General features: G+C 72.8%; 12 protein-coding genes. All 12 read right to left on the bottom strand.

Annotated elements, in window-relative coordinates:
• Window positions 1-43: 43 nt before the first annotated feature.
• The 12 genes from ACZ7GZ_RS14190 to ACZ7GZ_RS14135 are packed head-to-tail and all read right to left on the bottom strand — an operon-like array spanning window position 44 to window position 12,192.
• Window positions 44-1,315, bottom strand: coding sequence for an MFS transporter (locus ACZ7GZ_RS14190; protein ID WP_471024048.1), 1,272 nt, complete (start codon window positions 1,313-1,315; stop codon window positions 44-46).
• Window positions 1,312-2,676: a hypothetical protein gene (locus tag ACZ7GZ_RS14185; RefSeq protein ID WP_471024046.1), complete on the bottom strand. Its 1,365-nt coding sequence runs from the start codon at window positions 2,674-2,676 to the stop codon at window positions 1,312-1,314. The genes ACZ7GZ_RS14190 and ACZ7GZ_RS14185 overlap by 4 nt, the downstream gene beginning before the upstream one ends.
• Entirely contained in the window at window positions 2,673-3,581 is a 909-nt protein-coding gene (locus ACZ7GZ_RS14180) for an aminotransferase class IV (RefSeq protein ID WP_471024045.1), read from the bottom strand. Before ACZ7GZ_RS14180 ends, ACZ7GZ_RS14185 begins: the two co-directional genes overlap by 4 nt.
• Before the next feature lie 4 nt (window positions 3,582-3,585).
• Window positions 3,586-4,656: an isocitrate/isopropylmalate dehydrogenase family protein gene (locus ACZ7GZ_RS14175; RefSeq protein ID WP_471024044.1), complete on the bottom strand. Its 1,071-nt coding sequence runs from the start codon at window positions 4,654-4,656 to the stop codon at window positions 3,586-3,588.
• Window positions 4,653-6,689, bottom strand: coding sequence for a LeuD/DmdB family oxidoreductase small subunit (locus ACZ7GZ_RS14170; RefSeq protein WP_471024042.1), 2,037 nt, complete (start codon window positions 6,687-6,689; stop codon window positions 4,653-4,655). The genes ACZ7GZ_RS14175 and ACZ7GZ_RS14170 overlap by 4 nt, the downstream gene beginning before the upstream one ends.
• Window positions 6,686-7,936 (bottom strand): GNAT family N-acetyltransferase, encoded by a 1,251-nt coding sequence (locus ACZ7GZ_RS14165; RefSeq protein ID WP_471024041.1) that lies wholly within the window; start codon window positions 7,934-7,936, stop codon window positions 6,686-6,688. Before ACZ7GZ_RS14165 ends, ACZ7GZ_RS14170 begins: the two co-directional genes overlap by 4 nt.
• The gene (locus ACZ7GZ_RS14160; protein WP_471024040.1) at window positions 7,926-8,699 is read right to left on the bottom strand and encodes a class I SAM-dependent methyltransferase; all 774 of its coding nucleotides are present in this window, start codon (window positions 8,697-8,699) and stop codon (window positions 7,926-7,928) included. The genes ACZ7GZ_RS14165 and ACZ7GZ_RS14160 overlap by 11 nt, the downstream gene beginning before the upstream one ends.
• Complete coding sequence (locus ACZ7GZ_RS14155) at window positions 8,696-9,874, bottom strand: LeuA family protein (RefSeq protein ID WP_471024038.1); 1,179 nt, start codon at window positions 9,872-9,874, stop codon at window positions 8,696-8,698. The genes ACZ7GZ_RS14160 and ACZ7GZ_RS14155 overlap by 4 nt, the downstream gene beginning before the upstream one ends.
• Window positions 9,871-10,458 (bottom strand): hypothetical protein, encoded by a 588-nt coding sequence (locus ACZ7GZ_RS14150; protein WP_471024036.1) that lies wholly within the window; start codon window positions 10,456-10,458, stop codon window positions 9,871-9,873. The genes ACZ7GZ_RS14155 and ACZ7GZ_RS14150 overlap by 4 nt, the downstream gene beginning before the upstream one ends.
• A complete protein-coding gene (locus tag ACZ7GZ_RS14145; RefSeq protein ID WP_471024034.1) occupies window positions 10,455-10,781 on the bottom strand; it encodes a chorismate mutase in 327 nt (108 codons plus the stop codon). Before ACZ7GZ_RS14145 ends, ACZ7GZ_RS14150 begins: the two co-directional genes overlap by 4 nt.
• Window positions 10,778-11,719, bottom strand: a complete 942-nt coding sequence (locus tag ACZ7GZ_RS14140) for an arginase family protein (RefSeq protein WP_471024033.1) — start codon at window positions 11,717-11,719, stop codon at window positions 10,778-10,780. Before ACZ7GZ_RS14140 ends, ACZ7GZ_RS14145 begins: the two co-directional genes overlap by 4 nt.
• Window positions 11,716-12,192 (bottom strand): GNAT family N-acetyltransferase, encoded by a 477-nt coding sequence (locus ACZ7GZ_RS14135; RefSeq protein ID WP_471024031.1) that lies wholly within the window; start codon window positions 12,190-12,192, stop codon window positions 11,716-11,718. Before ACZ7GZ_RS14135 ends, ACZ7GZ_RS14140 begins: the two co-directional genes overlap by 4 nt.
• Window positions 12,193-12,194 lie beyond the last annotated feature (2 nt).

The following is a 12,194-nucleotide window of genomic DNA, read 5'->3' as shown; positions in this document are numbered from 1 at the left end:
TATGTGGTCGGGTGGCCCAGGTGCGGCCGGGTGTGGTGCCGGGTCAGCCTGTCGCGGCCTCTTGCGACAGCTGTGGTGCCGGTGGTGTCCGGACGGTGAGGCGGCGCACGCTGGAGCTGCACAGGGCCAGCGCGGTCGCCGTGCCGATCAGGAGCGCGCCGCAGAGCAGGGTGGTACGGACGGAGGTGTGGAGGGCGAGCGGCCCGGCCGTCATCTCCCCGAGGGGGATGGCCACGAACGATCCCAGGGCGTCGTAGGCGTAGACGCGGGCGAGTCGTTCGGACGGGATGTTCTCCTGGAGGGACACGTCCCAGGCCACCGCCAGCTGTTCCAGGGCGAGGCCGTTGACGAACATCGTGGCGGCCAGCAGGACCGGGTGCGCGGTGGCGGCGAGGGCGAGCAGTGGCAGCGCCTCGAACACACCCACCGCGGCGCCGAGTCGCAGGGCGTGCCGCGGCTGGACACGGGCGGCGAGGACACCGCCCGCGAAGGCTCCGGCCGTCTGGGCGGCGAGGAGCAGCCCCCAGGTGGTACGGCCGAAGGAGGCGTCGGCGATGGTGGGGCCGAGGACCTGCAGGCCGCCCGCCACGACCGCGTTGATGACGAGGAACTGCAGCACGACGACCCACACCCAGGTGCGGGAGACGAACTCGGCCCAGCCCTCGCGGAGTTCGGCGAGCGGGCGGACCGGGCCGCCGGCCGCCGGGGCGGCCGTGCCGGTGACTTGGATGCCGGTGAAGCAGAGCCCCGCGACCAGGAAGACGGCGGCGTTGACGGCGATGCCCCAGCCGGAGCCGGCCACGCCGACGACGATGCCGCCGCAGGACGCGCCGACGACCATGCCCGCGTTGACGGCCATCCGCGCCAGCGCGTTGGCCTGCCGGATCATGGCCGGCGGCACGGTCTGCGGCACCAGCGCGGCGGCGGCCGGCAGGGACAGCGCCGCGACCGCGCCGTTGATGACGCTGAGCACGACCAGGACCGGTACGGAGGCGAAGCCGAGCAGCACGCTCACCGCGATGAGTGCCTGGACCCCTGCCGCAGCCGTGCTCGCGCCGTACAGCACCAGCCGCCGCGGCAGCCGGTCGGCGATCACCCCGCCGAACAGCAGGAGCACGACGTTGGCCACCGACCGGGCACCCACCACGATCCCGAGGTCCACCACCGAACCGGTGAGGTCGAGCACGGCGAAGGACAGCACGATCGGCGCCATGGCGTTCGCGACGTACGTCGCCATGCGCCCGCCCGCCAGCGCACGGAAGCTGCGCTGCCGCAGCGGGTCCAGCAGCGTCGGTGCGCGGCCGGCGTCGCTCATCGTGCGGCCACCCGGTGTGGGGGGCGGTCCACGATCAGCACGCCGTTGGACGCGGCGCCCTGGTGCGTGTTGATGATGGGGCCCTGCCGGGGGGTGCCGTGGCGTACGTACGTGCCGGACAGCCGGCGGCCGTACATCATGGGGCCGAGCACGAACGGCACCGCCTCGGTGCGGGCTTCGCCGGTGGTCTCGTGCACGAATTCCAGGGTGACGAGGTCGCCGACCACCACCTCCTGGAGAACATGGGTGTCGTGCGGGGCGGCGTCCAGGACGAGTTGGCGCCAGCGCGCCCCGGTGACGGAACCGCCCGGGACGACGCCCGTGCCGCCGTAGCCGTCGCCGGGCTTGAGGACCAGGCGGGTCCGGTCCTCGCCGAGGCGGTCGGCGCGGGCGAACGTGGTGCGCGGGATGTGGCGGAGCACGAAGTCCCGGTCCTGCGGGGAAAGTTCGGGAAGGTCCTCCCAGATCCAGGCGAGGACGCGCTTGTCGCTGACCGGGCTGGTCGCCTCCGGCGTGTACATCCGGGCCGTGCCGGCGCGCAGCGCGCCGGCCAGGGCGTCGAGGCCGGGGCCCTGCTGCTCCGCGGGCAGGAAGAGGCGGAAGACGCCGTGGGCGATCTGGTCCCCCGCCCGCAGCCGCCGCTCCTCGTCCAGGGTGAGCAGCTCCAGGGGGTGGCCGACGACGGCGATGCCGTGTTCCTTGCCCCGCTCGGCGAGCGGGGCAAGGAACGAGATGAAGGCGTCCGGGTCCGCGATGGCGTCCATTCCGTCCTCCCGGAAGACGGGGACGACGAGGCAGGAGCCCTCCGCGAGACCCAGGAAGGAGGTCAGTTCGGTGCAGAACGCGTCCAGGGACGACGGCGGGGTGCGCAGCGCGACGGTGCCGGTCGCGGCGGGCAGCCCGGCGGCGTAGAGCTCCTGGAACTGTGCCGCGATGAGGTCGCCCTCGATGGCGCCGCCCACCGCGCCGTCGATGTTGAGTTCGAGGACCCGGGGCACTCCGCGTTCGACCATCACGTCGGCGCGTACCGAGGTCAGCAGTTCCTCGCCGAGCGGTGCGGCGGGGTCGAGCAGGGGGAACTGGTCGCGGGGCATGCCGAGCGCGTCGAGGAGGGCGCCCGCGCTCGCCGCCCGCCGCCGGCAGGCGTCGAGGACGAGCCCCGCCGCCCGGTCCGCGACGGCGCCGACCTGCGCGTAGGCGTCCGGTCCGAACATCAGCGGGCGGAGGGGGTTCCAGGTGTCGGCGCCGCGCGGGACGCCGGCGTGGGCGTGCCGCCAGTGATCCCTGCCGTGGGTGTCGAGGGCGCGGCGGACGTCCTCGGGCAGGGTGTCGTACAGGTCGACGACGGGGGTGCCGGTCATGGTGTGGACCTCCATGCCCGGTAGGCGGGCAGGAGGCCCAGCTCGGCCTGGCGGTAGGTGCGGACGAGTTCCCCGACCACCGGGTTGTCCGGGTCGAACTCGGTGTCGTCCACGCAGCGGACGGGGCGCACGCCGCCCGCCGTACTGGCCACGCAGACGGCGTCGCAGGCCAGCAGTTCGCGCGGCTCCAGGCGGGTGCGCACCACCTCATGGCCGAGGTCGCGGGCGATGTCGACGACGGACGCCACGGTGATGCCGTCGAGTGCCGCCTCGGAGTCGGGTACGAGGACGGTGCCCGCACGGACGCCGAAGACGTTCTGCACGGAGCATTCGGCGACGGCGCCGGTGTCGTCGAGCAGCAGGGCGTCGTCGTAACCGCGCCGCCTGGCGTCGGCCCAGGCGATCCGGGAGTTGAGGTAGGCGGCGGAGACCTTGGCCTTGGTGGGCAGGGACCGGGGGCTGATCCGGGTGACGGTGGACAGGGTCAGCCGGGGCCGCTGGGCGCGGACCTGCTCGTCGAAGTGGGCGACGTCGAAGGCGAGGACGGCCACGTCGGCGACGGCGCCGGGCTCGGCGAGGCCGAGCACGCCGTCGCCCAGGAGGGCGAGGGGCCGCAGGTAGGCGCGGCGCAGACCGTTGGCGCGGAGCGTGTCGTGGCAGGCGGCGGCGAGTTGCCCGGCGGTCAGGTCCAGGCTCGTGCCCACCAGCCGGCAGGACTCGGCGAACCGGGCGAGGTGTTCGTCGAGCCGGAAGATGTGGTGGCCCGAGTCCCCGTCGGGAAAGGCGGAGATCCCCTCGAAGACGGTCAGGCCGTAGTGGAGGCTGTGGTTGGCGAGGGTCAGCGCCGCGTCGGCGGCGGGGACGAGTCCGCCCCGCCACCACATCAGCTTCGCGGGTTCGTTCATGAGGTCAGTCCTTGTCGCGGCGGGTGAGGATGCGGCACAGGGCGTCCCCGACCTCGTGGGTGCGGGCGGTGCCGCCCAGGTCGGGGGTGACCGTGCCGGAGGCCAGCACCTGGTCGACGGCGTGCTCCACGGCGGTGTGGGCCTCGCGCAGCCCCATCCGCTCCAGCAGGAGGGAATAGCTGAGAACGCAGGCCACGGGGTTGGCCCGCCCGGTGCCGGCGATGTCGGGGGCACTGCCGTGCACCGACTCGAAGACGCCGAGGAAGGCGTCGTCCCCGGGGTCGTAGCTGGCCGACGGGGCGATGCCGAGGCCGCCGGCGAGCTGGGCCGCCTCGTCGCTGAGGATGTCACCGAAGAGGTTGGCGGCGACGATCACGTCGAAGCGGGACGGGTCCCGGATCAGTTCCATGGCGGCGGCGTCGACGTAGAGGTGGTCGTGTACGACGTCGGGGTAGGCGGCGGCGACGGCCCGGAACCGCTCCTGCCAGAGCGGGCCCGCGCTGGGCATCGCGTTGCTCTTGTCGACGAGGGTGACCTTGCGGCGGCGGGCGCGGGCCAGGTCGAAGGCCGCGCGCACCGCCCGGTCGACGGCCCCGCGGGTGTGCACGGCGACCTCCATGGCGACGTGCCCGGGCCGGCCGCCGCGCACGGTGCCGCCGACCCCGACATACGTGTCCTCCGTGTTCTCCCGGACGATGAGGAGGTCGACGGAGTCGGTGGACGTCACGTGCTTCAGCGGGCAGTGGTCCAGCGAGCGCAGCCGTACGGGGCGGAGGTTGACACCGAGTTCGAGCTGCTGGCGCAGACCGCCGATGATCTGCCGGGCGTGTGCGTTGTCCGGGACGCGGGGATCGCCGAGGGCACCGAGGAGGACGGCCCGGTAGCGCTCCCTGATGCCCGGGATGTCGATGTCGGTGCCGCCGTGGGCCAGATGGTGGTCGGCGTCGTACGGCAGGATCTCGGTGGTGAGGCCGGTGGCGAAGACGTCGTCGACGACGGCGTGCACCTTCAGCACCTCGGCCATGACCTCGGGGCCGATGCCGTCGCCGGGTATGACGGCGAGGGTTGCGGTCATACGGACGCTCCCGCGGCCCGCTGGGCGAGGGCGAAGGCGACGAGGCCGCCCGCGGTGAGCAGTTGCCGCTCGAACGCGGAGGGCGGCTGCACGGGCGCGGAGGTGCCCCGCGTGAGGTTGAGCAGTTCGCCGCGCTCGTCGTCGACGACGAGCCGGTCTCCCTCGCGGATGCTGTGGGCGAAGTCGCCGACCTCGATCAGCCGCAGGCCGATGTTGAGGGCGTTGCGGGCGAAGATCCGGGCGAAGCTGTGGGCGACGACGAACGGGGTGCCGGCCGCCTTGATACCCATGGGGGCGTTCTCCCGGGAGGAGCCGCACCCGAAGTTCACGCCGCCGACGATGGCCGAACCGCCGAGGTCGTATCCGGTGGCCCGGTAGTGGTCGAGGAAGGCCTCGTTGCCCGCGTGGGCCATGATGTGCTTGCGGTACTCGGCGGGGTCGGGGATCTGGCAGTACACGCTGGGCAGGATGACGTCGGTGTTGACGTGGTCGCCGAAGACCCAGGCCAGGCTGCCGCCGGCGTCGTCCCGGGCGGCGGTGCCGGCCGCCTCCGGGGCGTCGGCCTCCGGGGCGTCGGCGCCCGGGGCGCGGCCTTCGCGGACGGCGTGCACGGCGAAGAGTTCCTCGACGCTCTGGCGCAGTCCCGCCTCGTCCGCGTAGTACGAGGCACGGTCGCCCACGGGTGCCAGGAAACCGGTGAGGGCGGCCTGGGCGGCGACGGCGGGGCTGGCCAGGACGACGGCGGCGTCCACGTCGCCGCAGCGGCCGCGGAAGTTGCGGTTGGAGGTGAACACGGCGACCTCACCGGTGCCGAGGACACCGGACTTGATGCCGATGCAGGGTCCGCAGCTGGAGGACTCGACGTAGCAGCCGGCCTCCAGCAGGACGTCGATCAGGCCTTCCTTCATCGCGGCGCGGTAGGCCTTCTGGGAGGCGGGGATGACGATGGTGCGCACACCGTCCTGGACCCGCTTGCCGCGCAGGGTGTCGGCGACGACGCGCAGGTCCTCCAGGTGGCCGTTGGTGCAGGAGCCGATGAAGACCTGGTCGACGGGGATCCGGCCCTGGTCGTCGGCGCGCGCGGCGAGCGGGGCGACACCCGTCATCAGGTCCTCGCGGCCGGCGTACTCGCCCCAGTGGCGCAGGACGTGCTGGAGCTGGTGGGTGCCGATGGCGTTGTCGGGCGAGAAGGGCAGGGCGACGGTCGGCTCGATCCGGCTCAGGTCGACGTCGATGACCTCCACGTAGTCGGGGTCGTCGTCGTCCACGGTGAAGGCCGGGTACTCGGTGTCGCCCAGGGTGTCGGCCAGGTAGGCGGCGAGGATCCCGTCGGTGGGGAACAGGCCGTACTTGGCGCCCATCTCGACGGCCATGTTGCTGAGCGACAGCCGGTCGTTGACCGCCAGCGAGGCCAGCCCGGGGCCGCCGAACTCCAGGCTGCGGTAGACGGCGCCGTGCACACCGAGCAGCCCGCACAGGTGCAGGGCGACGTCCTTGCCCTGGACGTTCGGGCGCAGCGAGCCGCGGAAGCGGACCAGGGTGGCCTCGGGCACCCGCATCCAGCAGGTGCCGCGGACCAGGGCCATGGCGAGGTCGGTGGAGCCGATGCCGGTGGCGAGGGAGGCGACGGCCCCGGCGGTGCAGCTGTGCGAGTCGGCGCCCACGGCGACATCGCCGGGCCGGATCAGGCCCTGCTCGATGAGGATCTTGTGCTGGATGCCGCCGTCGTAGCCGACGTCGAAGACCCGGATGCCGTGCTCCTTGGCGAACCGCCTCAGCTCGACCAGGATCGACGCCATCGACGCGGTGTGGGTGGGTACGACGTGGTCGAAGACGAACGCCGTCTTCTCCCGCTGCCGGGCGATGCCCTCGGCGATCGAGGTGTCGTCGAACCCGCTGTCGCGGAGGATGTCGAGGGCCCATTTGACGGTCATCTCGCTGCCCCAGCACAGGTCGAAGGGGAGGTCGACGACCTCGCCGGTGCGTACGGGGCGGCCGAGCGCGTGCTGGAAGAGCTGTCGCACGAGAGTCATGACGCGGTGCTTCCCTCCGGGGATCCGAGGAGCTGCCTCTTCAGGCAGTCGAAGACGGTGATGTACGGCTCGATCCGCCGGTGCGCGGCGGGGGACGAGAACCGGATCCAGCCCCGGACCGGTCCGGGACGGCAGCCCCGCAGCCGCTTGGCGTCGGGCGAGCCCATGCCGTAGGCGATGCGCCGGGCGCCGCCCGCCAGGGCGTGCTCGACCAGGTGGTAGAAGGTGAGGTTGAAGTAGGCGCGGGCGGCACCGACGGCCTCGGCGTCGAACCCGAGGAACTTGGGGTGCAGGACACCGCCGCTCTCCAGGCACAGCAGGAAGCCCACGATGCCGCCGGGTCCCTCGGCGCCGTCGCGCCGCACCACGTGCAGGGTGGTACCGAGGGCCTCCGCCTCGAGGAGCATGGTGAAGAGCCGCTCCATCGCCTCGCGTTCGACGGGCAGGCCGTACTTGTCGTGCTGTCCCTCGGACAGTTCCGCGCACCGGGCGACGGTCTCGGGCGCCGGGTCCTTCACCCGCTCGATGCACAGCCCGCTCTCGGCGAACCGGCGGATCTCGGCCCGGACGACGGTACGCCGTTTGCGGTCCAGGCCGAGGACGTAGTCGTCGAAGGAGGTGTGGGGGGCGACGTCGAGGCCGTACTCCAGATCGGAGAGGAACTCCAGGTAGCCGTGGGCGGCGAGGGGATCGCGCAGGGCGTCGCCGGGGCCCGCGTGCCACAGGAAGCAGCGCGCGGGGATCCCCTCGGCGGCGCAGTACTCCTCCACCGCGTCGAGCAGCCGGGTGACGGCCGCGGGGCGGTCGCGGCCCGGCAGCGTGAGAACCTCGCACGCGTAGCCGTAGGGGCTGGTCATGACCAGTGCCGGGTAGGCGGCGGTGCGCGCGTGGGCGGCTTCGGCGTGCACCACGGCGTCGAGCAGCGCGGCGGCCTGCGCCATCTCGGCCGGGGCCCGGTCGCGGGCGAGGGCCTGGCGCAGGTGGTCCCGCTCGTAGTCGCCGAAGAGCGCGCCGACCGGGTCGTGGTAGGGGAAGGCGTCGGGATCGCGCAGCAGCAGGCCCTGGAGCCCGGCGACGGTACGGCCGTCCTGCCGCAGCTGGAAGAGGACCAGCTCGAAGCCGAAGCTCTCCTCGACGGCGCGCAGCCAGTCATGGGTGAGGTAGACCTGTCCCTCGGGGACCAGCGCGTCCCACTCCGCCCGGTCCAGGGCGGACACGGACGTGACGACGGTGACCTCAGTCGGCACGCGCGGTCACGCCCTTCCGGGCGACCACGACCAGGCGGTCCGCCCGGTGGTCGTAGGGCTCGCCGTCGTAGCCGCCGAAGACGTCGACGCGGTCGAAGCCGGCCGTCTCCAGCAGGTGCCGGAGTTCGGCGGCGCTGTAGACGTACAGGGTCATGGAGGCGCGGGCGACCCGGTCGCCGACGAGCGAGAACCAGTCGCTGCGCAGCCGCGACCAGTCGTCCAGGACGGTGTCGCGCTGGATCAGGATCCGGTCGTCGACCTCGGTGAGCGAGACGCGCTCGTCGAGCCGGGCCAGGATCTCCTTGCCGACGACGTCGACGAGGAGCGTGCCGCCGGGCGCCAGGCTGGTGTGCGCGTTGCGCAGCACCTGGAGGTTGTCCTCGGGCCGGTCGAAGTAACCGAAGGACGTGTACATGTTGATCACGGCGTCGAAGGCCTCCGGCTCGGCGAAGTCGAGCATGTCGGCCTCGACGAGCCGCGCCTCGGCACCGGCGTCGCGCAGGGCCGCGTCGGCGGCCTTCAGCAGGGGCGCGCTGCGGTCCACTCCCGTGACGGTGTGCCCGGCCCGGGCCAGCGGCACCGTGAACAGGCCGGGGCCGCAGCACAGGTCGAGGACCCGGGCCCCGGGCGGGAAGCGGAGCAGCGGCGACCCGGCCACGATACGGGCGGCCTCGGCGACGCGTGCCTCGGAGAACAGGTGCGGGTAGAAGTCGTGCCAGAACCCCTCGTCCTCGAACCAGAGGTGGTCGTGCTCTGCCGTCATGCCGTCGGTGCCGTCCGCTCGTGGTAGATCTCGATCATCTGCTTCTCGGTGACGCTGGACTTGGTGCGCACGGAGGCCTCCTTGACGTCGCGCAGGACGTCGCCGAGGACGGTGTCGTCGTAGGCGAGTCCATGGGCGTCCAGGACGTGGGCGACGATGGACTTGCCGGAGTGCTTGCCGATGACGATGCGGCGGGTGTGCCCGACGAGCTCGGGCCGCAGCGGCTCGTAGGCGGTGGAGTCCTTCATCACGGAGGAGACGTGCAGACCGGACTCGTGGGAGAAGGCGTTGCCGCCGACGATCGGCTTCATGGGGCTGACCTCGATGCCGGACAGGCCGGCGATCAGCTCGGACATCGGCTTGAGCCGGGACAGGTCGACGCCGGTGCGGAAGCCGTAGAGCTGGGTGAGGGCCACGGTGACCTCCTCGAGGGAGGCGTTGCCGGCCCGTTCGCCGATGCCGTTGATCGTGCACTGGACCTCGTCGGCGCCGCCGAGGATGCCGGCGACGGTGTTGGCGGTGGCCAGGCCGAAGTCGTTGTGGCAGTGCAGGGACAGCAGCACGCTGATCCGCTCACGCAGGCGCGAGATGAGGGTGCGGAAGGCGTCCGGGGTGGTGGAGCCGACGGTGTCGGCGACTCCGACCAGGTCGGCGCCGCTGTCCTGGGCGAGGACGAGGACCTCTTCGAGGTAGTCGTAGGGGGTGCGGGTGGCGTCCTCGGAGCCGCAGCCGACGAACATGCCGAGGCTCTTGGCGTAGGCGATGCCGTCGGCCATCTCGCGCTTGAGGCGGTCGCGGACGGAGCTGTCGGTGCCACCGAACTTGACGCGCATGTGCACGTCCGAGGTCGGCAGGAAGGTGTAGATGGCGTTCGCGCCGCAGGCCTTGGCGAGGTCGATCTCGGTGCGGTTCGGGCGGCAGAACGCCACGACGCGGGCGCGCAGGCCGAGCGCGGCGATGGCGCGCACGGCGTCCTGGTCGGCCTGCGAGGAGGCGGGGAATCCGGCGTCGATGCAGTCGACGCCCATCTCGTCGAGGAGCTGGGCGATCCGCGCCTTCTCCTCGACGTTGAAGGCGACGCCGCAGGTCTGCTCGCCGTCGCGGAGCGTGGTGTCGCAGACGAGGATCTTCCGGGGCTGCTGTTCGGTCATGGTCACGGTCTCCGACGCGGTCACTTGGCCTCTCCCAGCAGGTAGTCGCGGCAACGGGTGCCGATCACGTCCCCGGTGAACCGGGGGCGGCGGCCGTAGACGACCCAGGTCGTGGTGACGGCTCCGATGTAGCGGTCGAGGCGGAGCGCGCCGTCCGACTGCTCCAGGTATTCGAGGTGGGTGAGCCCGGAGTCGTACCGGCCTTCGAGGAGGTGCCGGCCGACGACGGGCTTCGAGGGTTCGCGGACGACCTCCTCCCACTGGGACGTGTCCACGTATCCGGCGGTCGCGGGCACCAGGCCGAGGGTGCGGGGGCGCGCCACGTCGGCGCGGCTGAGCAGCACGAGTTCCTTCGTCGGGTAGACGAAGGTGTCCACGACGTGGACCTCCCCGAAGTACCGCTCGGTGATGAGGTGCACCTCGGGGTGCGCGCTGCACTGGACCAGGTAGTCGGAGTCGCCGCGGCGGACGCGCTCCAGACCGTCGTGCAGGTCCAGGGTGAGGTCGGTCTTCGCGTCCTTTTCGATCCCCTGGAACGCGAGGTAGTGCGCCACCGCGTTCTCGTGGCAGCTGCCCTCGGGGCCGAGGGTGGTGAACGTCAGGCTCATGGCCGTGCCTCCATGGGCGCCGGTGCGGCGGCGCCGTCGATGATCTCGTCCTCCAGGCGGCATGCCTCGTCGATCAGCAGGCCGGCCAGGGAGCGCATGAAGTCCGGTGCGAGTCCCAGGCGTTCGCCACGGGCCGCGTATGCCTCGCGTACCGTGTGCACCCGCCGGGGCTGCATCATCGGGATGTCGTGGGCGCGCTTGACGTCGGCCACCTCGCAGCAGACGGCCAGGCGCGCCGCGACGAGTTCCGCGATGCGCTCGTCCAGTTCCTCCAGCCGCTCGCGGTAGGGCCGCAGCACGCTGTCGTGGGTCGGGTCGGTCATGCCGCCTCCAGGGCCTGGGCAAGGGCGCGGGCCGCGCCGCGCAGGTTCGGGAGTCCGTACCCGCCCTCCTGGACGAGGACGGTGGGCAGTTGCTGGGCCGCGAGGAGCGCGCCGACGGGGCCGAACACCTCGGGCGGCAGGCTCCAGGAGCCGTGCGGGTCGTCGCGGAGCACGTCGTAGCCGACGGAGACCACCAGGGCGTCGACGTCCGGCCGGCGCAGCCCCTCCAGGGCGTCCTTCACCAGGGCGAGGAACCCCTCGGGGCCCGGGTCGGCCGGAGCGCCGAACAGGCCGGGGCCGGCCGGGAACCGGTAGGGGAAGTCCCGGGCCGCGCTGGAGTGGACGGATGCGAAGGGCAGCGCGGGGTCGTCGCGGACGCAGGCGAGTGTGCCGTTGCCCAGGTGGTAGTCGATGTCGAGGATGCCGACCCGGGCCGCGCCCTCCTCCCGCAGGGTGCGGGCGGCGACCACGGCGTTGTTGAGGAAGCAGTAGCCGCCGTACCAGCCCGGCCCGGCGTGGTGGCCGGGTGGCCGTACGAGGGCGTACGAGGTCTGCTGCCGGCGGCCGGTGAGCTCGGCGGCGGCGACGGCCGCGCCTGCCGCGGCGAGGGCCGCGGGCCACACGGCGCGGGTGACCGGGGTCTCCTGCTCCAGTCCGGGCGCGGCGAACGCGTCGTCGAGGACGCAGTCCTCGGCGTCCGCGGCTGCGTCGCGCAGATGCGCCAGCAGGGCGGGGTCATGGGTCGCGGCGACGAGCCGCTCCGCCCGGGCGAGGGTGTCGGGGGCCGCGGCGGCGAGCCGCGCCCCGCCGTCGCGCAGTCCCTCCAGGATCCGGTGGATGCGCTCGGGCACCTCCTTGCTCGCGGCCCGCGCCCCGGAGGGTTCGACCGTGAACGGCAGCGCTTCGGATTCCTGGGGCACCACCACGTGCAGCGTCATGACAGGTCCTTGATGACACGGGGGCCGATGGCCCGGAAGCCGGACCGTTCGTAGAAGGCCAGGGTGCGGTCGTAGCCCGTGAAGTGCGGTGCGGGCAGGCACACTTCGACGCGCCGGACGCCGTCTGCGGTGCACGCCTTGTCGAGGGCGTCCAGCAGGAGGGCGGCCACGCCGCGCGAGCGCAGCTCGGGGGTCACCCACAGTTCCTGCACCTGGCGGTAGGGCGCGGCGAGGCGGAGCGGGGTCTGGGTCGTGTAGGCGAGGACTCCGACGACCCGCCGGCCGCTGTCGCGGGCCACCAGGACACCCGCACCGTCGCGGCCGGCGATCGCTTCGGTCACGGCGGCCCGGAGCCCGGGCACGATGTGGGCGGGGTCGCCGCGGAGTTCGCGCAGGAGCGCGGTGACCGCCCCGGCCACGGCGTCCGTGTCGTCCGGTCCGGCGGGGCCCACGTCGAAGACGTCGGCGCTCATGC

The sequence above is a fragment of the Streptomyces sp. NPDC037288 genome (assembly GCF_055603265.1).
The sequence above is the reverse complement of the archived record's forward strand: the minus strand, read 5'-3'. Positions and strand labels throughout refer to the sequence as shown.